This window comes from Shewanella sp. GD03713 (assembly GCF_029843705.1).
Lineage (GTDB): Bacteria > Pseudomonadota > Gammaproteobacteria > Enterobacterales > Shewanellaceae > Shewanella.
Map to the genome: position 1 here is coordinate 4,416,686 of NZ_JAOCIW010000001.1, position 18,846 is coordinate 4,435,531.

At 45.7% G+C, this 18,846-nt stretch carries 17 protein-coding genes; 8 read left to right on the top strand and 9 right to left on the bottom strand.

The features are described from left to right. Positions 1-43 precede the first annotated feature (43 nt). The 4 genes from dinD to N5E87_RS19340 are packed head-to-tail and all read left to right on the top strand — an operon-like array spanning position 44 to position 6,082. On the top strand, positions 44-886 hold the full coding sequence (gene dinD / locus N5E87_RS19325) for a DNA damage-inducible protein D (protein ID WP_279775743.1): 843 nt from the start codon (positions 44-46) through the stop codon (positions 884-886). Further along, positions 883-2,076, top strand: a complete 1,194-nt coding sequence (locus tag N5E87_RS19330; protein ID WP_279775744.1) for a restriction endonuclease subunit S — start codon at positions 883-885, stop codon at positions 2,074-2,076. The genes dinD and N5E87_RS19330 overlap by 4 nt, the downstream gene beginning before the upstream one ends. Next, entirely contained in the window at positions 2,073-5,336 is a 3,264-nt protein-coding gene (locus N5E87_RS19335) for an HsdR family type I site-specific deoxyribonuclease (RefSeq protein ID WP_279775745.1), read from the top strand. Before N5E87_RS19330 ends, N5E87_RS19335 begins: the two co-directional genes overlap by 4 nt. Further along, the gene (locus tag N5E87_RS19340) at positions 5,336-6,082 is read left to right on the top strand and encodes a SprT family zinc-dependent metalloprotease (RefSeq protein ID WP_085284095.1); all 747 of its coding nucleotides are present in this window, start codon (positions 5,336-5,338) and stop codon (positions 6,080-6,082) included. The genes N5E87_RS19335 and N5E87_RS19340 overlap by 1 nt, the downstream gene beginning before the upstream one ends. Positions 6,083-6,224: 142 nt before the next feature. On the opposite strand, the gene N5E87_RS19345 is transcribed toward N5E87_RS19340, so the two are convergent. Both N5E87_RS19345 and N5E87_RS19350 read right to left on the bottom strand, forming a co-directional pair. After that, a complete protein-coding gene (locus N5E87_RS19345; protein WP_347881489.1) occupies positions 6,225-7,964 on the bottom strand; it encodes a DUF927 domain-containing protein in 1,740 nt (579 codons plus the stop codon). Continuing rightward, positions 7,951-8,193 carry an AlpA family transcriptional regulator gene (locus tag N5E87_RS19350; protein WP_206625682.1) on the bottom strand — a complete coding sequence of 81 codons (243 nt, stop codon included), beginning with the start codon at positions 8,191-8,193 and terminating at the stop codon, positions 7,951-7,953. Before N5E87_RS19350 ends, N5E87_RS19345 begins: the two co-directional genes overlap by 14 nt. A gap of 393 nt (positions 8,194-8,586) precedes the next feature. On the opposite strand from N5E87_RS19350, the gene N5E87_RS19355 reads away from it, so the two are divergent. Beyond that, positions 8,587-9,900, top strand: coding sequence for an AAA family ATPase (locus N5E87_RS19355; RefSeq protein WP_279775747.1), 1,314 nt, complete (start codon positions 8,587-8,589; stop codon positions 9,898-9,900). Positions 9,901-10,043: 143 nt separating this feature from the next. Here the strand turns inward: N5E87_RS19355 and N5E87_RS19360 are convergent, their stop codons facing one another. From N5E87_RS19360 to N5E87_RS19385, 6 genes are all read right to left on the bottom strand, one after another. Continuing rightward, a complete protein-coding gene (locus N5E87_RS19360) occupies positions 10,044-11,162 on the bottom strand; it encodes a hypothetical protein (protein ID WP_000006227.1) in 1,119 nt (372 codons plus the stop codon). A 54-nt stretch (positions 11,163-11,216) separates the two neighbouring features. Then, the gene (locus tag N5E87_RS19365; RefSeq protein ID WP_279775748.1) at positions 11,217-12,566 is read right to left on the bottom strand and encodes a type II toxin-antitoxin system HipA family toxin; all 1,350 of its coding nucleotides are present in this window, start codon (positions 12,564-12,566) and stop codon (positions 11,217-11,219) included. Next, complete coding sequence (locus tag N5E87_RS19370; RefSeq protein WP_000673265.1) at positions 12,556-12,846, bottom strand: helix-turn-helix transcriptional regulator; 291 nt, start codon at positions 12,844-12,846, stop codon at positions 12,556-12,558. The genes N5E87_RS19365 and N5E87_RS19370 overlap by 11 nt, the downstream gene beginning before the upstream one ends. A 382-nt stretch (positions 12,847-13,228) precedes the next feature. Continuing rightward, positions 13,229-13,945 (bottom strand): pyrimidine 5'-nucleotidase, encoded by a 717-nt coding sequence (gene yjjG / locus N5E87_RS19375; protein WP_011718539.1) that lies wholly within the window; start codon positions 13,943-13,945, stop codon positions 13,229-13,231. 176 nt (positions 13,946-14,121) lie between these two features. Continuing rightward, entirely contained in the window at positions 14,122-14,583 is a 462-nt protein-coding gene (locus N5E87_RS19380) for a DMT family transporter (protein WP_279775749.1), read from the bottom strand. A 22-nt stretch (positions 14,584-14,605) separates the two neighbouring features. Further along, complete coding sequence (locus N5E87_RS19385) at positions 14,606-15,097, bottom strand: DMT family transporter (protein WP_086903056.1); 492 nt, start codon at positions 15,095-15,097, stop codon at positions 14,606-14,608. A 245-nt stretch (positions 15,098-15,342) separates the two neighbouring features. Between N5E87_RS19385 and N5E87_RS19390 the strand changes: the two genes are divergently transcribed. The 3 genes from N5E87_RS19390 to N5E87_RS19400 all read left to right on the top strand — a co-directional run bounded on the left by N5E87_RS19390 (position 15,343) and on the right by N5E87_RS19400 (position 17,109). Beyond that, positions 15,343-16,242, top strand: coding sequence for a LysR family transcriptional regulator (locus tag N5E87_RS19390; RefSeq protein ID WP_279775750.1), 900 nt, complete (start codon positions 15,343-15,345; stop codon positions 16,240-16,242). A 163-nt stretch (positions 16,243-16,405) separates the two neighbouring features. Continuing rightward, positions 16,406-16,762, top strand: a complete 357-nt coding sequence (locus tag N5E87_RS19395) for a hypothetical protein (protein WP_279775751.1) — start codon at positions 16,406-16,408, stop codon at positions 16,760-16,762. Between the two features lie 116 nt (positions 16,763-16,878). Then, the gene (locus N5E87_RS19400) at positions 16,879-17,109 is read left to right on the top strand and encodes a hypothetical protein (RefSeq protein ID WP_279775752.1); all 231 of its coding nucleotides are present in this window, start codon (positions 16,879-16,881) and stop codon (positions 17,107-17,109) included. A gap of 531 nt (positions 17,110-17,640) precedes the next feature. Here the strand turns inward: N5E87_RS19400 and N5E87_RS19405 are convergent. Beyond that, positions 17,641-18,843, bottom strand: coding sequence for a type II restriction endonuclease (locus N5E87_RS19405; protein ID WP_279775753.1), 1,203 nt, complete (start codon positions 18,841-18,843; stop codon positions 17,641-17,643). Between the last annotated feature and the right edge of the window lie 3 nt (positions 18,844-18,846).

Here is an 18,846-nt window from a genome sequence, read left to right on the forward strand (position 1 = left end):
CAGACCAATTGCGTGACGTCACGAAAATGGTGGGAGGTGTGCGATGAGTGACAAGCAGCTTACCCAACCAGAACACACCAGCTTTGAAAGCTTAAAGCATGAATCTGAAGGTAACGAGTTCTGGTATGCCAGAGAGTTACAGACTGTTCTTGACTACAGCACTTGGGACAAGTTTGAGCGTGTTATCAAAAAAGCGATCACCGCTTGTGAGGGCTCCGGCCAGTCGAGTGAAGACCATTTTTCCCAGGTGGGAAAAATGGTCGATATTGGCTCGGGGGCTAAGCGAACTACCCGTGATTATCAGCTTTCCCGTTACGCCTGTTACCTCATTGTGCAAAACGGTGATGCTAGCAAGCCGGTGATCGCCAATGGCCAGACCTATTTTGCTATTCAAACCCGTCGTCAAGAACTACAGGATGACACAGGTTTTCAGCAACTAAATGAAGACCAAAAGCGTTTAATGCTACGCAATGAATTGGCCGACCACAACAAGCAACTGGCTGCGGCGGCCCGTGATGCAGGTGTTGAGTCGGGTTTGGACTACGCCATTTTCCAAAACCATGGCTACAAAGGCTTATATGGCGGGTTAGACAATAAAGCCATTCACCAACACAAGGGCTTAAAAAAGAGCCAAAAAATCCTCGACCACATGGGCAGTACCGAGCTTGCCGCTAACCTGTTCCGCGCCACGCAAACGGAAGAAAAGCTAAAGCGCGATCAGGTCAGCAAGAAAGTCCATGCCAATCAAACCCATTTTGAAGTAGGTGCAAAAGTGCGTGCCACCATTGAAGAGCTGGGAGGCACCATGCCAGAGGATTTACCAACACCTGAAAAAGGCATTCCCCAGTTGGCTCGTGCACAGAAGAAGTTGGAGGGTGATCAATGATTAAGTCTGTAAAGCTAGGCGAAATTGCACGTATTTCCTCCGGTGGCACACCTTCTCGCGCCAACCCGAGTTACTGGAATGGAAATATCCCTTGGGTTAAAACAACCCAAATACAAAATTGCGTTATCACCCCGCAAGATGTAGATGAGTGGATAACAGAAGAAGGGCTAAAAAATTCATCGGCCAAAATGGTACCGGCTGGAACTATTGTGTTGGGCATGATTGGCCAAGGCAAAACTCGTGGGCAAGTTGGCTACTTAAGCTTCGATGCTTGTACTAATCAAAACGCAGCAACCATAACATGTAATAACGAGTGCGATAGCTGGTTCATTTATCAGTATTTATTATTTAACTACGAGAATATCAGAGCGTTAAGCAATAGTAGTGGGCAGGGCAATTTAAATTTAGGGTTGGTTGAAATAATTCCGATTACACTCCCGCCACTGTCACAACAGAAAAAAATTGCTAATTTACTTGGTACCTGGGACAACGCCATCGAAAAAACAGAGGCGTTAATTGCGGCTAAGGAAAAGCAGTTTGAGTGGTTAACTTCTAACTTGATCAACCGTGCTGGTCATAAACGTACGTCGGCTTCTGGTTTGATGACAGAGGTTTCTAAACGCAATAAAAACAGCACGATTGAACGTGTTTTAAGCGTAACAAATCACAGTGGCTTTGTGTTGCCAGAAGAGCAATTTGAGCGACGCGTGGCCAGCGCAAACGTGTCAAATTACAAAATCGTTGAACAAGGCCAATACGCTTATAACCCGTCTCGAATCAATGTGGGCTCTATTGCTCGTCTTGATGACTGGGAAAATGGCATTTTAAGCCCAATGTACGTCGTGTTTAAACTAGATACAAAAAAGGTATGTAGCGACTACTTTTTGCACTGGCTTAATTCAAGTGAAGCACGCCAACGTATTAAGAACAGCGCTCAGGGTAGCGTGCGTGAGACAGTCAGTTTTAAAGATCTTGGCGCAATTGATATCCCATTGCCAGCAATGGACGTGCAAAAAGACGTAACCTACAAGCTCAACCTTGCTCAAAAGGAAATCAGCTTACTCAAAAAGACCTTAGAGCAATACCGCAGCCAAAAACGCGGTCTGATGCAAAAACTGCTTACAGGTGAGTGGCAAGTTGGTAGTTCTCAGCACCTCTCTGAGGAGACTTATCAGGAGGCAAGCGCATGAGCACACCTCCAGTCAATTACGTAGCAAACTCAGAGCCTTCGGGCTTTGAATTTAACGAAAAGTACTTGTCGCAAATTCCTGCCCTGCAACAGTTAATCAATTTGGGTTACCAATACCTCACTCCAGAACAAGCGCTGGCTGAACGGGGTGGACGCAGTGCCAATGTGATTTTGGAAGGGGTACTACGTCAGCAGCTGAAGAAGATTAATCGCATTAACTATAAAGGTGGCGAGTATCTGTTTAGCGAAGAGAACATTCAAACCGCGATCCAAAAGCTCAAAAATATTAAGTTTGATGGCCTGCAAAAAACCAATGAGTCGATTTACGATTTAATCACCTTAGGCTCAGCCATGGAGCAAACCATTGAGGGGGACTCAAAAAGCTTTACCCTCAATTACATTGATTGGAAAACGCCGTCTAACAACAGCTTTCATGTGGTGGCTGAATTCTCGGTTGAGCGCGCGCGCAGCACCGATACGGTGCGTCCCGATATCGTCCTGTTTGTGAATGGCATTCCCTTTAGCGTGATTGAATGTAAATCACCTAAAGTGGATGTAGAGCAAGCCGTATCACAAAATATTCGTAACCAAGGTGATGACTATATTCCGCGCCTGTTTACTTATGTGCAGCAAGTGCTGGCAGTGAATAAAAACGCCGCCCAATACGCCACAGCTGGCACTCCTAAGAAGTTCTGGGGCGTGTGGAAAGAGCAAGAAGACAAACCTGCCGATGTCGATAAAGACGTAAATACCGCTTTAGACGAAGACACTAAAGCACAGCTATTCAGTGGTGAGTTTGCTGCAGCACGGCCATTTTTTGATGCGCTAGAGGCGGAAGGTAAACGCTTGGTGACGGAACAAGACAATGCCATTCACAGCCTGTGCCGTCCAGAGCGCTTATTAGATTTGGTGTATCGCTTTACCCTGTTTGATGGTGGCATTAAGAAAGTAGCCCGCTATCAACAATACTTTGTGATTAAAGCGACCATCGCCCGAATTAAACGTTTGACCAATAAAGGCAATGGTGCAAAAGAAAACCGCCAAGGTGGTGTTATTTGGCATACCCAAGGCTCGGGTAAGTCGCTTACCATGGTGATGCTCACCCGTGCTATGGCACTTGATCCGCAGCTTATCAATCCAAGAATCATTTTGGTTACCGACCGGGATGACCTTGATAAACAACTGGGTAATACCTTTGCGGCCTGTGGTTTAAGTCGCGAGCGTGCCACGTCTGGCCGTAATTTGGTGAAGCACCTTAAAAATAAAGTGGGCCTGATCACCACACTGATCCACAAATTTGATAAAGGCTGGGTAGCCGAGAAATTTGTGGATGAATCGCACGATATTTTTGTATTGGTCGATGAAAGTCACCGCACCAACTTTGGCTCATTGGCAGCCCGAATGCGCCAAATGTTGCCCAATGCCTGTTTTCTTGGCTTTACCGGTACGCCACTACTGAAAAAAGAAAAGAATAACTTTGCCAAATTTGGTGGCCTGATTGAGCCGCACTATACCATTAAACAAGCGGTTGCCGATGAAGCGGTATTGCCATTGCTGTACGAAGGCCGACATATTGAGATGGAGCAGAATCAGTCGGCCATCGACCTCTGGTTTGAACGCCACACCGCCGATTTAAGCAAAGAGCAAAAGGCCGACCTTAAAAAGAAATACGCCCGTGCTGAAATGCTAAACAAAGCTGATCAGGTGATATATATGCGCGCCTTTGATATCAGCGAGCATTTTCGTGCGAACTGGCAAGGCACCGGCTTTAAGGCTCAGCTGGTTGCCCCAGGCAAACCGGCGGCGTTAAAGTACCAGCAGTTCTTGCAAGAGATTGGCACCGTCACCACAGAGGTGGTGATTTCTGGCCCTGATACCCGTGAAGGCCACGACGAAGTGGACGAAGGACCAACCGATGAGGTAGGTAAATTCTGGGATAAAATGATGAAGCGCTTTGGCTCTGAAGAAGAGTACACCAAGCAAATCATCAATCAGTTTAAATACGGTGATGACCCTGAAATACTCATTGTGGTGGATAAGCTATTAACCGGTTTTGATGCACCGCGTAACACCGTGCTGTATCTATGCCGAACCCTGCGAGAGCACACGCTATTGCAGGCTATCGCTCGGGTTAACCGCCTTTACGAAGGCAAAGAGTTTGGCTATATCATCGACTATGCCAGCGTATTGGGCGAGTTGGATAAAGCCCTAACCATGTACGAAGCCTTTGAAGGGTTTGATGAAGATGACTTAGCAGGCACGCTCACCTCCATTAATGAGGAAGTGTTTAAGCTGCCACAGCGTTACTCTGACCTATGGGATTTGTTTAAAGCCGTTAAAAACTCAAAAGACGAAGAAGCCTATGAGGTGTTGTTGGCAGATGACGAGTTGCGTGAAGAGTTTTACGAGTGTTTATCGGCATACAGTAAATCTTTAGCCATCGCTTTATCGTCTGAGCAGTTCATCATGAACTCTGATGAGAAAAAGCTACAAACCTATAAAAACGATTTAAAACGTTTTCAGAACTTAAAGGCGGCAGTTAAGTTGCGTTACGCCGAGGCGATTGATTATCGCGACTACGAGCCGAAAATTAAAAAGCTGCTGGATACCCATATTCAGGCTAATGAGGTGACTCAGCTTAACGAGCCCGTGAATATTTTTGATGAAAAAATGTTTACCGCCGTGAAAGAAGAGCAAGGGGTTTATCAAGCTAAAACCACAGCGTCAAAAGCGGACACCATCGCCCACGCTACAAAGCGCAGTATTTCGGAGAATATGGACGAAGACCCTGCGTTTTATGAGAAGTTTTCGAAGCTGATCCAAGCCGCCATTGATGACTTTAAGGCCAAGCGCATCTCAGACTTAGAATATCTCAACCGAGTGATTGATATTCGTAACAAAGTGGCCACAAAGCAGCATGATGATATGCCTGATTGCATTCGTGAAAACGACGAAGCGTGCGCCTACTTTGGCTTGATTAAGCCGCAGTTTCAGCAAGTGGCAACACTCAACGAGTTAGATGATGCTCAGCTTGATGCGATTGCGGCACAAACATCGTTAGCGATACAAAAAATCATTGATGCTCATTGGAAAGTCGATTTTTGGGACGATGCCGACGTTCAAAAAACGGCGATGAATGATATTGACGATTTTCTTTATGACGAAGTCAAAGAGCAGTACGGCGTGACGCTGAGCCTAGAGCAAATGGACGAAATCATTGAGAAAACCATGCAAGTTGCGAAGCACCGGAGGCATTCTTGATGTCGTCAACCATCAAGCAGGCCGAGATACCAACAGCAAGCGCTGAAAAGCTAGCGGTTGTATACGGAGGGGGAGAAATCCCCTTTCAGCTGGCTTTTTCTAAACGCAAGTCGCTGGAAATATCAGTTCACCCTGATAAATCAGTTTTTGTGAAAGCCCCTGAAGGCACCGACCGTGAGGCCATTGAAGCTAAGGTGAAGAAGCGTGCTCGGTGGATCAAACGTCAAATTCGCTACTTTGACCAGTTTGACCCAAGAACCCCTTCTCGCAAATACGTAAGTGGTGAAAGCCATTTGTATCTTGGTAAGAAGTATCGGCTAAAAATTGCAGTAGGCACTGACAACGGTGTAGCGCTGAAAGCGGGCTTTTTTTGGGTAACGTCTGCCAATGGTAAACCAGACCATGTGGAGTCGTTACTGAGTGATTGGTATCGAGAAAAAGCCGATTTTCATTTAAATAAGGTGTTTTCGGATTGTTGGGAGAAGTTCAAATATTCAGATACAGACAAGCCAAAAATTAAAATAATGCAACTCAAAAAACGCTGGGGCAGTCTATCAAAAAGCGGAACGCTGACCTTAAACCGCGACTTAATTAAAGCACCGAAAGAGTGTATTGAGTATGTGATCATTCATGAACTATGTCACCTAGAGCACCACAACCATGGCCCAGAGTTTTATCGTTTGCTCGAACGCTCTCTACCAGATTGGGTGAAGCGAAAACATAAACTGGAAATGGCACTGATATAGTCAATACGCTGTATCGAATAGCTAAGTACACAGCCAGTACTCTAGCGGTCTTGTTTGCAATGGACTTCAAACTTAACCCAGTCCATATGTTGACTGGCAGTTCACTGCCAGGCGACAAGCCCACACAGGATTCATCGCCTTTTTAGTCATCCAAAATACTGCTTTTTACGCAATACATGCGTGGGCGGGTGTTGTCGGGCAGGCTGACTTTGCGCTGTGGCCGATTACCATCGGGGACTAAGTAGCCTGCGGCCATCAGCGCTTTGGCGGCGCGATCAGGGCTTAGGCCTTCGGTGGCTTCACGCCAGCCAGTTGGGTAAAACAGGTAGAGGGTTTGTGGGCCGCTGGTGTCTATCCACCCTGCGCGTTGGCGTACTTGGCTGCTGTAACCGGTTTGCTTAGGCGTAAAGCGGCTTTCGCCATGCTGCTCAATAAAGCTGCGTACCTGACGAATGGCTTGTTGGTCCTCATTGGCGGCCACACCACCACGGGCGAGTATCCATTGGTTAAGCTGGCTTAAACAAGCGGCTTCGACACTTTGAGCCGGCCAATCGAGTACTTTGGCTTGAATGGCTAACAACCCAGCACTAGCCAGTAAGGCAAACTTTTCGGCGACCCGGCGCACTTGGCCGTCTGACTCGGGAGGTAAGCCGGTTAAAAAACGTTGGCGTACATTTTGGAAAACGGGGCGCACCTGAGCGCTGTGCTGCGTTAAATACCGTAACCAGTCCAAAGCCAAGCTGCCGTAATGCTGGCGACTTTGCTGTTTTAGGTGATCGGCTAAATCGGCAGCGTTCATACCATGACTCTGGTTAAACACGCCCATTTGCGCTCCGGCATCGGCACTGAGATCAATCACGCGCACTTGCTGCCCCGCTTTCACGCGTTTGCCAATACTGGCAAGGTGGCTTTCGAGCGTCACTTCACCGGTGGATAAAAACACCAAACGCCAACGGGCGGGTAAGCGCATTTCACCGTATTTGCCTGCACGGGTTTTACCTTGGCCATTGGCAAGCATATAAGCGACATCTCCCGCCTCTTTAGGATCAACTTCGCCCATTTCATCGAGCGCCAGCAAGGCATCGTTATGCGCTAATGCTGTGCCTTCTAAACCGTTGGCCGTGGCACGCCAACTGTGGCGCAGCTGATTAGGTTCGCCCCACACCGATAATGCCGGATACAGCGCTGCGGTTTTACCAGTGCTGCTTGCACCGTAGAGGTGTAAACCAAAACCATCCACCCCGCACAAATGCAACAAAGGCGCAGCCAGTGCAGCACAAACGCCAACAATTAATAGCGGGTTATCTAGACAATAACGGCCAACGTGCTGCCGCCAACTGTCGCTACTACCTTGTTGAATAAAGCCTTCTATCGGGTGCATGGTTTGCAGCACCATGCGCGGGTTGTTGTGTTCGCTTGGGTAAAAGGTGAGGCGCGGATGCACATAAGCGTGGTGATGCCAACCAATACAGTTCACGCTGATAGCCTTTTGCGTAGCCAGTTCGCCCATTTGTTGAATAAACAGCGAGAGCAACTGCCGCGCTTTGACACTGTTGCTTAGGCGCATTCCTCGGCTGAGTAGGATTCGACGGTACTCGCTGCCGTCTCCTGCTAAGAGTTCTGCGGGCATGGCCCAATAGCGATGGCGATTGTCATCGTCTAACCAGTGCAATAAATAGCCGTAGTTGTCCCCTTGTGGATCGCGAGTACGAGCAGCTACTTGCAGCCAAGAGCAGATTTTGACTGGGCTATCTTGCTCTGCTGGTTGCATCACCAGCCAGTTTTGCGCGTTATAGGCAAAACCAGCCGGTAATGTTGGCACTTTGCTATCCATATCACTGGAAGGTAGTTGGTTTGATGCTGACGGTTTATCCACGGCCATAAGCAGCACCGATACGGCGGGTTTCAATCCACTGGTCGATATCGCTTTCTAACCAGCCCACAGCACGCGCACCAATCCGGATAGATCGCGGAAATTCACCGTTAGCCATCAGGGCATAAATGGTGCTGCGGCCAAAGCCTGTTTTGGCCTTTACCTCGGGCAAGCGCAAAATCCGCTGCTGACGCGCTGGGTGTACTGAGTTTGTGGGTAATTGTGTGGTTGGGTTCATCGTTTGCTTCCTCACTGATCTGTTAAGTTCAGTTAGGAGTTTGCCAGTACTAAACGGACGCAGTAGGCAGATAAATACTCAGATCGTGCAGCTTTCTGAGGGTACAGATAGCTAGCTGCCCCAGAATTTTACATAATGCCCCAAGTCATAAATACCCTGTGGGCAGGGTTAGTGTGTGCCTAAGTGGCGTGAACTAAAGCTTTGCCCAAACTGCCCCAGATGCCCAAAGGGTAAGTGCCCAAAGCCATCTCAAGAGGGAAAGCCTTGCCCAACGAAAACGTTATAACACTTTTATGCGCACAAAAATGTAAAATTCCGCATTTTTCTGCGCGTAAAAGTGTAGACTGAGTTATACTACAGGCAGTTAACAGTCTTAATTGGCGGGAAATGACAATGCAGCGCAACTTACTCAACGCCCTAATAGCATGGAAAAGTCAACCTGTGCGCAAGCCATTATTGATCGATGGCGCAAGACAAACAGGTAAAACCTATCTACTGCAAGAGTTGTTTGGGAATACCTTTGCCAACATCCTTCGTATCGACTTCCTTGAAAACCCAGCTTACAAAGAAGCGTTCGATGGCTCGTTGTCACCTGACGAGCTAGTAATGAACATTGAGTTGTTAACCAACCAAGCGTTCAATCCAGACACCGACTTGCTGATATTAGATGAAATTGGCGAATGTGAACGAGCCGTAACTTCGCTGAAGTATTTTGCCGAAAAAGCACCGTCCTATTTTGTCGCAGCCAGCGGTTCAAATATTGGTTTGCTCAACACCTTCCCTGTGGGCAAGGTAGAACAATACAATTTACGACCACTGACCTTCCAAGAATTTATTTACGCATCCAACGAGCAAGCACTGATCAAAGCATTTGATAGTCAAGCAAGCACACCGGCGGTGCACACTAAATTGATGGATAAACTAACCGACTATTTTTTTACCGGTGGTATGCCGGAAGCCGTTTCTGCTTGGTATCAGTTTAAGGATTCAAGCATTCTAGAGCGTGTTGAAAAAGTCACAAAAATTCATGCCGATTTAGTTGAAGGTTATCGCCGCGATTTCGGTAAGTACGCGGGCAAGGTCGATGCCACACTGATTGAATCGGTGTTTAATAGCATTCCAGCCCAGCTATCACTTGTCAGCGATGAGTCAGTTAAACGCTTTAAATTTAAGCATGTGCATGAGCGTAAATCTCGTTATAGCGATTTTGAAACCGCGATCCATTGGCTTAACTGCTGCCGCTTAGCTTTGCCAAACTACCCTATTGAAGGATTACCCAAATCTCCGTTGGCGGCCTATAAAAAAGACAATATGGTTAAACTATTTCTGTTTGATGTGGGCCTGCTCAATCATATGCTGAGCAGCAGTTATAAAGAGATTAAGCAACAAAACTATGAATACAAAGGCTATGTGGCTGAAAACTTTGTGCAACAAGAGCTCACAGCTATTGGCGTTGACCCAAGCTATTCATGGAATGACGCCCGCGCCGAAATCGAATTTATTTTGGCGACCGATGAAGGCGATATCATCCCTGTTGAAGTCAAAAGTGGTAAACGTACAAGAGCAAAATCGTTGGCATCCTACGTTGAAAAGTGTACTCCAAGTAAAACCTTTAAGTTAACGGGTACACAAGGCTCTTCAGCGTTAGAACAAACCAATATCGTGATGCCTTTGTATTTCACGCAGTATTTACCAGAGAGATGGTAAAGGCGCGTTGCTTAGCTCCGAAGGTCTACACAAAGTGACTTCATAGGTAACAATTTGTAGACCTTTGGTGGGCTTACAACCTTTCAACCAACCCTCAATCGGTTTTTTGCTAACGTCATTTGGCCAGCCTATCGCCTCATCGTTTAAAGCAAATCACTCAAGCGATTTAACAGTGCTTTACGGCTATTATTCGCCACAAAAAAGCGCTTAAAGCGTTGTTCAAACGCCGCTTCATCAGCTTTGAACTGATAGGCCTCAAACAGCTGATGCAGATAGCGTGATGCCGCATCGTAACCACTGGCGCAAGTTCGATCCGCTTGCTCTTGTGATTGCTGCCAGTAGTGCTCACGTTGATTGTAGATATCAGTCAACGCTTTTTCTTTTTCCGCTTTTTCGATAGCTAATTTTTTTGCGAGTGCTGCGGATTGCTCTTGCTGTAATTGACTTTGCGCTTGCTCAATAAAAGGAGAAATTACCTCGGGGGTTAACCAATACTGATAGATCTCGTCTGTGTTGACAGGTTCTTTTCGCGTCAGCGCTAAGGCTTGGTGTCGGGTTAGCTGGCCTTGCTCAAACAGCGTGCGTAAAAGCGTGTCTTTCTCTGCTTGCGAGAGATTATGGAGCCACGAATCAAACTGAAATTGGGTTTGTTTGGCTAGGTGACTGGGTTGCTCCTTCAGCACCATGGCCAGAGCCTTAACTAATGCTAAGGGAATATCATACAGCGCTGCAAACGCCTGCTCCTCTTCACTGAAGTGCTCAAAATCGAATTGAATTAACGGCACTCGCTCAACGTCATCATTAAAATCAAACATTTTGAGCCACATAAAGTACACAAGGCGCCAATCCCCTTGCATTAACCCGCTGCGTAACCCAGCTAAATGCTGGAAAAATTGGTCGGCATGCTCATCGTCAAAATATTCGTCATACTCCTCAAGGGAAAAAATCAGCAACTGCCACTCATCGTTTTCGTGAATATGAAGTCCATCACTTGAAAAGCCAAGTAACGCATCTGGAAGCGTTCCTGCTGGTAGCTTGATGTATACATCGATTGAGCCCCAATCGGCATAGTAAAAACCGATATCAAAGTATTTTAACATCAGCTCAAAAGGCTCGGCCTTTAGATCACTGTAGGTGTAATACACCTGAAAGGACGTAGCGCTGATCTCGGCACGGCTTGAAATGGCCCTGAGTGCTTGACGTGCTTTAGCATCTAAATACCCATCCAGACGCTCAAATTTATAGTATTGATATTCGCTCACGATGACCTTGCTATCTATTTATGGTGAATTGAAAAGTTTGTTTTAACAAAATTGTTATAGAAAAAGCGCTGCATTTTCTTGTTTACGCTGCTCCAATGTCTTAGCAATCGCAGACACTGTTGTTTTACTGATCCCTTGTTGCTTGGCAAGATACGTAAATTGGCTGATGGCTTCTGCGACTTCTTCAATAACTTGCTTTGCATCATTCCAATTCGCAAAGCCAGCACTAGTAGCAAGTTTTTGCATCACCTTAAGCGATGGCGCTTTGCCATAACCGCCGAAAGCAGTGGCGTGTTCGTTGAATGGATACGGGCTGTAGGTAACATCGTAAAAAGGGGCAGGATCCCATTGACCGTCATCCGCTTGCAAAAACGCCCAGTTTTTACTGTGGTCGTCTTGATTAGACGACAGCAGATTAAAAATGGCGCGGCGAAATTGCAGCTGTCCAGCCGCTGGCGATTTACACAACTGACGGCTGGCTTTAATTAAATCAATGTAATCTAAACTTGGCGTTCGAAAGTCTGCATCCAGCAGCCCGCAAGCGCTGTGCATATGCAATCGACCTGCACTGCGCTTTCTGCCTAAGTCGGCCTGTTCAGTGACATAATCAAAACGCTTAAGCGCCAACCAAGCAGACGCACCGCTTGTAGGTGGTGCTTCAATGAGTTGCCATTGCGGCGGTTGACACTTAGCAAGTTCTGCCATTTGTAAATAAACTGCCTCGCACAAACCTTCTTCATGCCCGAGCGCGAGATTTTTAGAAGTAAATTTAATCAGCCAAGCCTCATCTCCAAGCTGAGCGAAGGTTCGACAATACTGAGTTTCCCCAGCAGGCATATAAATTTGTGCCTTAGGCCTTGCCCCACCCGAACTACCTCCGGCAACTAATGCGGCCAACACCTGTTGAGTATGCCCATCTAACTCATCGTGATTATCATCCATATAATCTGACATCGAAGAATCGAACAGCGTTTGTGCTTCTAAGCCTAACGTCGCTAAATCAATATCTGCGTGCGTGGTGGCTGAAAACTCAGACACCGGAGAAAAAGACAATGCTCCCATGCCTTTATCACCGACAAAGGCCAGTCTATCCATCGCCGTTAATTGATTAGGTAGGATGCCCTTTTGCCGAAAAATACGATCTTGTAACAGCATGCCCCAGCCATCGGGTAAACAATCTCCAAATACGCCATGTACACCTTGGTGCGGCGCTTTAGGAGCGACTTGAACTTGCGCGTTCGCATGCAAGGTAAAAGGTGATAAGTTGCCAAACTGCTGCAAATAGCTGTCTGCATACTGGAAAAAAACGCCTTGCCGATTCTGCGCCAAGACCCCTACTGCAACCTGCTCACCTGAACTTAAGGTGCGAGTCACGGCGAGTTTTTGAATGGGTTTAAAACTCATCTTTTAGCACCTCATCAATACTAGAGGGCATAGTGACCCGTTCTTTGCTAGGTTGTGTGAGTTGATAGAGCCTCTCTAGCGAATCAAGTGTCTGCCATAGCAACAGCAATTGGCGAAATGAAATTTGCCCGGTCAGCTCAAATTTCTTAATGGTGGCCGCAGGTACGCAGCTTCGCTCAGCAAGCGCCGCTCGTGACAGCTTTGCCTGCTTTCGTAACTCACGTAAATAAGCCGCATAGGCGTGGCTTACATCGGTATCATCAAGTAAGGTAAATTTCATCCGCAAAGGCCAAATGGATACAGTCATATCCATTATAGCGAAATAAAACAGAAAGTGGATATTATTGTATCCATTATTAAATAAAGTGTTGAAAAAATTACTCGATAAAGCCCTTCAAAACTGCTATGTTTTAGCTCTAACAGCAGCAAAAAAACGGCACTGTTTTTCCATTGCTAACCACTAAGATTTAGTAAAAGCCACAGGCAAGTGGTGGGCAGTTTGGTGGGCAAACAGGCATTTTTGAACGGTTTCTTTTCGGTAACTTATTGATTTTTTGAGGGTCTAGTCCGCTGCTCAATGAGCAGATCCAAAACGTGGAATAGTGTTATTTGTGTTATCTAAAACCAAAAGCCCTTTTTAAGGGCTTTTGTTTTTTTGAAAGCTAGCCGAGTAATGAGATTAGCTTCTGCTGTAACTCATGGTGGGAGGCGACTTGAAAGTGCGGGCGAATACCTGCGGGGGCAGCGTGTCCATGGACGTTATACCAACAGGTGTGGAATCCCGCATTGATGCCGCCTTGAATGTCTGAATGTGGGTTATCGCCCACCATTAACACTTGTTCGCGCGCAGGCTGGCCCATCAACTCGAGAGCGTATTCAAAGATACCAACATCGGGTTTTGCAATGCCCACTTTTTCTGAAATAACCAAAATATCAAAATGATGCTGCAAACCTGTACGCTCTAAACGCACTGTCTGCAACTCGGTAAAGCCATTGGTGATAATCCCCATTTTGGCTTTTCCCTGCAGCGCGGCCAGCAATTCACGGGCGCCGGGCAAGGGCGCACAAATCTCAGCCATAGCCGTTAAAAATGCACTATTTAGGGTTTGTGGGGTCACAGCAAGCTTTGCCGCCCAAGGCTCGAAGCGTATGGTTTGCAGTTCGGCGGCGCTGATCTTGCCATCCTGATACTCAACCCACAGCGGCTTATTTACACTTTGATATTCATCGAAATCGGCCCGAGTAAAATCGATGCCAAAGCCTGAAAACATCCGCTTCAACCCTTCGAAAGCATCAAAATAAAATAGGGTTTCATCGGCATCGAAAAGCACCCAAGAGTAAGGTGCGGCCGAAGAATTAATCTGGCTTGAGAACGACATAACACTCCTAATAACAAACAAAAATCAAATGCTAAGCATGAAAAAACTATGCGACAACCCTAAAAATAATCAACACAACAGCCAGTCACAACTTGGGATGTTTTTCACATACCCGAGAATGACAAAGCAACCCGTTCGCTACGATATGATGAGCTTGAACGGCAATTAACACCATATCACAACGAGCAATTCGCATGCTTTACCTGCGGCGTAGGTTGCTTCGCCCGATTAAGGAACACGACACCCGCTAACATCAAACATACTCCAACGAGCGACGCCCAATGCATACCGCTGGTGCTAGATATTATATCCAGCACAACGCCTGTCAGCATCTGCCCACATATCACCAGCAAAGTACAACGCATCACCCCTAACGATGGCAATGCCCAGCTATTTAGCACGACAAATAAAGCACCAATGACTCCACCGAGGTACAAATACATTGGCGGCTGCCCTTGTAGCTGATTTGTGCCACTCTCTAGGCAGATTATCCATGCACTCAAGACTACAAAGCCCACAATATGATTACAGCAAGATGCGATTAACGCATGGCTATGTTTTGCCAAAGCACCATTAAAGGTTCGGCTTAAGGCAATCAAACCGCCATTAAGCAGTGCGATAAGCACCATCAATTCCATTCAATTTCCCCTGCTACGCCAGCTAGTGTGAATAAATCACTAACATGGCTCCCAACAAAATCATTACCATAGCAATGACTTCTGTGAATCGAATGCGCCGCTTAAGGACACCGAAATAACCACAACAGTCGAATATACAGCTCAAGATTAACTGCCCCACAAGCATCAAGGCTAAGGTGCCAGCCAAGGCTAATTCACTGTTGACTGTGACAGCGGCCAACACAACCGTCGCAGCACCAGGAACACCACCTAAATACGCCCACCAAGGTAACAGTGATTGACTCGCATCGGCATTCAAAGTCGACTTGGCTTCCTTACCCACCAGCCTTTTTCTCAGTAAAAACAGCATCAACAACACTGTTATTGCGCCAATACCATGAGCCATCCAAGATGCCAAAAGCGGTGAGCTATACATAGCAAGCTGGCTATTGAGTTTAATCATTAATGCCAGTAAAACGCCGGAACAGAGCGCCACAAAGGACATAAATAAGGTCAGTTTGTTTGACGTTTGCATCAAAACAGTCCATCCATTTTTGTTGCAAAATAGTCTACAGTGATAGTTTAGGCCTTATAATCCACCGTTATAGAAACTTATTGTTGAGCTTTAGCTGACAATTAATGTTGATGATTTCCGCTTTAAGCGAAAAGCGAGATGCAAGTGAGGCCCTAAATCCCCTCATACTCAGCTTAACGTGATATAAATAAGACCTACAGCCAAGTCTCGGCTGTTACATCATCGTTTGATAAAGGAAGCCCTGCATGGAACATTTTTCCGCCCTGCCCATTTTCGTCACTGTGGTGGAATGCGGTAGCTTTTCCGCTGCGGGACAAAAACTTGGGCTGAGTAAATCAGCCATCAGCAAACGAATCACACAGTTGGAGCAACACTTAGGGATTCAATTGTTACAACGCACCACTCGCAGTTTGAGCCTAACGGGTGCTGGCGCGCGCTATTTCGAATATATTCGCCCGGCGGTACAGCTCACCCAAGAAGGATTGGATGCCATCTCCGAATTGCAGCAAACACCTAAAGGCAATCTGCGAATTTCCGTGCCTATGGTGTTTGGCCGCTTGTATATTGCGCCTTTAATCGCTGAGTTTTTAAAACGTTACCCCGATATTCAGTTGCAAATGCAAATGGATGACAAGACCACAGATTTAATTGCAGGCGGCTTCGATTTAGCTATCCGTATCGGCGAACTGCCCGACTCCAGCCTTATCGCCCGCAAAATAGCCCCTTGCTTAAGCGTGATTTGCGCATCCCCCGCGTATCTAGCTCAGCACGGTGTCCCCCTCACTCCTAGCGAGTTAACTCAGCACAACTGTTTGTTTTACAGTTACTTTCAAGATGGTGTGGAATGGAGTTTCCACAGTCCCAATGGCGTGCAACGTGTTCAGCCCAAAGGCAACTATCAGGTGAATAATAGTGATGCTATCCACCAAGCCTGTCTCGATGGCCTAGGCATCGCCAACCTACCGCGCTTTATTGTTGAGCCTGATCTGCAAACCGGGCGTTTACAGGCGTTACTTACAGACTATCCGCTACCCGAACATGGAATTTATGCTGTGTATCCACAGCGAAAATACCTCCCAACCAAAGTGACGGTATTGATTGAGTTTTTGATGGAGTTCTTAGCAAAGAGATTGGGCAATTATTAGCTAGGGTTAATAATAAATACGGCATTACATAATGGTTATAACGAACATAACCACACAGCCAAAACAGACTAATAAAAATACATTTAAGCCTGATAAAACAGTTCGTTAAGAAAATACTTCTACTATACTTAACATCACTTAATGCGATGATTTAAGGCAAAAAATGAGTGCTTATCAGCAAACATTTGGCGATGAATTTGAGCTTGGCTTCGACCTAAGCTTATACCCATTTCTCATCGATAAAAGCTACCAAAACGATATGTGCCCCAGCTTTTACTTCAAACACAACAACCACTACTTTATTCTTTGGGTCGACTATGCCGACCCCATCTGCCGCGAAGAAGATTATCCCCGCTACACCATTATTTCGGCCGTAAATGACGGCGACAACATACACCCAGAAATTCGTACCGCTTCTCAGCCAACACTACAACTTGAATTTGAACAACCCTGTGACCTAATTCACTACCTTGAGCAGATAAAACAGCAACTGAGCGCCAAAGTAGTTTCAATACGATAACCACGACATAAATGCCCGACTAACAAAATAAAACTATTCGATGTGACTCATAGTCCGTGGAACATACAACAGCAATGACTGAAAATATAAGCCTACCAATACACTAGGTTTACATCATGGAATACCAATCCGTTAGCCAGTTTGAAGAGGCTTATTTTGTCGCTTATGAAGAAGAATGGTGTGGATACGTGATCTACATCGAACGAAACCCAGATCGGTTCAGGGGAGGCTTTGAATGGTCCGTATGCTTTGATAATGAAGTAATTCAATCAGGGCTAGCATTTCATTTTGATTTTGCACTGGCAGAAGCACAACAATTTATAAATTCTAGGGCAAAAGAGGATTAGCTGCTTATGGGTGGCTCACTCATTACCAATTGATATAATTATCAAATTTAAAAAATAGAGCAAAAAGTGATACATAAAATGAGTCACTTAACCTCCATTATTTCCCCAGTGACACGCCGTTCATACCTCCATGTAGGCTCGACTAAAACCTCCCTGTTTTAGACGGTCACTGGTGCAACAATGTCGATTCTAATATGACCTCAGCTCTATCAGGTATCTGTACTTATAGCCCCAAAAGCATTTCTGCAAAAAAGCTTGCTAACGACTAAGCATGTGGCGTTATTTTGTACGATGTGAATATAAGTTAGTCATTAAGTTTTATCACAATTACAAACTCCTCAATCACAAACTAAAAGCTAGCGGAATAGTGCTTGCCATGTATATTTTATTAGCATCAGACAATCTAGCCGCTTGCTCCCGTGCTGTTCATACGGAGGTTTGAGATATATGTAGTACAAATAGTATTCGGTCAAGCCTGAACTCCATGTGGATATGATCGCTTCAAATGCAGGAACTTGTAAGTAGGGAGTACTATTCAACACCAAGAGATTTTATTTCGTCTATAAATTCAGCCAAAGTTGACAGCTCATTTCGGATACTTTTAGGGTAACTGTCGTGTAATTCCTTCGGAACGACCAATTTCACCCCTGCGCTCTTCATCTCTTGGAATTGGTTTTCGGAGACACCCTGTTGAAGAGTAAATAAATGTTTTGTTGGTATTCTGTCTGCCTCATTGAGAATTTGTCGCCACCTATCTTTACAGGTCGTTTTTACGGCAAGCATTCGCAATTGCTCCATGGGATAGTCTTTATCCTTATACTCTTCGATAGAAGGAAAAATAAAGTCCGGCTTTTTATTCCCTTCAGTAGCAGACTGAGTTGAAAAACCTGTTATCCCATTGTCTTTAAAAATGTTTTCAAGATGAAGTTCCAAAGACCGCCCCGATCTCGACTTCCTTCTATTGCTGACTGAATTTGCAGTAGCCATAAAGTCATCCATGCTCTTAAAACCTTCGCGAACCACATTAAGAACATGATGTTCTTCTACTTTTTTGAACAAGGTATATTCTACATTCCTGAGTTCGAGAAGAAGCTTATCAGGATCTGTATCTACAACTTTAAATGTCTCTGATATGTATTTGACTATATCGTTACCCGATGGAAAATTAACCTCCCATGAAGGAGGAATCTCGTAAGACGCTCCCTTTTTATATTTGGCCCCGACACCTATCAATAATTCTGACGCCAAGCCGTAAAAAGCGTCACCAGCAACCAATTCACCAACAACAGTTTCTAGTTCGACTTCTTCTTCGAGCGAATCACAAATCCACACTTCAAGATACTCCGCATCCTTTCCATTGGTTTTATGAAAAGCAAAAATCGCTGCAGATCCTGTGGATTCCTTGTTTTGCAGAGGAGACTTATTCCCCCCCCAACGCGTAATCCGTTTCTCATTTCTTGTCTTCCCAAAGAACTGATTGTTGTAGTAAATAGCTCTGACTTGAGCAGTAACTTCCGGCAAAGGATTCACAACTTTAGAACCTAACTCAACAGAAGGATTTAAAACGGCAGTGGTGTTTATAGTCGGGAACAGGTGTGAAAGTACATTTTTGGGGAAATAAACACCAACCTGATGACCGCCAGAAGCTCCCGTATCATTTGCAGAAAGCCTCTTTATGTAAAGATAGCAATCATCCTTCAAATACTTTTCGTACAACCACGCTATAAACTTCATACA

Bases quoted from the DNA above. Each gene is read 5' to 3' on its own strand.
- dinD (WP_279775743.1), top strand. From the start codon at position 44: ATGAGTGACAAGCAGCTTACCCAACCAGAACACACCAGCTTTGAAAGC.
- N5E87_RS19330 (WP_279775744.1), top strand. From the start codon at position 883: ATGATTAAGTCTGTAAAGCTAGGCGAAATTGCACGTATTTCCTCCGGT.
- N5E87_RS19335 (WP_279775745.1), top strand. From the start codon at position 2,073: ATGAGCACACCTCCAGTCAATTACGTAGCAAACTCAGAGCCTTCGGGC.
- N5E87_RS19340 (WP_085284095.1), top strand. From the start codon at position 5,336: ATGTCGTCAACCATCAAGCAGGCCGAGATACCAACAGCAAGCGCTGAA.
- N5E87_RS19345 (WP_347881489.1), bottom strand. From the start codon at position 7,964: ATGGCCGTGGATAAACCGTCAGCATCAAACCAACTACCTTCCAGTGAT.
- N5E87_RS19350 (WP_206625682.1), bottom strand. From the start codon at position 8,193: ATGAACCCAACCACACAATTACCCACAAACTCAGTACACCCAGCGCGT.
- N5E87_RS19355 (WP_279775747.1), top strand. From the start codon at position 8,587: ATGCAGCGCAACTTACTCAACGCCCTAATAGCATGGAAAAGTCAACCT.
- N5E87_RS19365 (WP_279775748.1), bottom strand. From the start codon at position 12,566: ATGAGTTTTAAACCCATTCAAAAACTCGCCGTGACTCGCACCTTAAGT.
- N5E87_RS19370 (WP_000673265.1), bottom strand. From the start codon at position 12,846: ATGAAATTTACCTTACTTGATGATACCGATGTAAGCCACGCCTATGCG.
- yjjG (WP_011718539.1), bottom strand. From the start codon at position 13,945: ATGTCGTTCTCAAGCCAGATTAATTCTTCGGCCGCACCTTACTCTTGG.
- N5E87_RS19380 (WP_279775749.1), bottom strand. From the start codon at position 14,583: ATGGAATTGATGGTGCTTATCGCACTGCTTAATGGCGGTTTGATTGCC.
- N5E87_RS19385 (WP_086903056.1), bottom strand. From the start codon at position 15,097: ATGCAAACGTCAAACAAACTGACCTTATTTATGTCCTTTGTGGCGCTC.
- N5E87_RS19390 (WP_279775750.1), top strand. From the start codon at position 15,343: ATGGAACATTTTTCCGCCCTGCCCATTTTCGTCACTGTGGTGGAATGC.
- N5E87_RS19395 (WP_279775751.1), top strand. From the start codon at position 16,406: ATGAGTGCTTATCAGCAAACATTTGGCGATGAATTTGAGCTTGGCTTC.
- N5E87_RS19400 (WP_279775752.1), top strand. From the start codon at position 16,879: ATGGAATACCAATCCGTTAGCCAGTTTGAAGAGGCTTATTTTGTCGCT.
- N5E87_RS19405 (WP_279775753.1), bottom strand. From the start codon at position 18,843: ATGAAGTTTATAGCGTGGTTGTACGAAAAGTATTTGAAGGATGATTGC.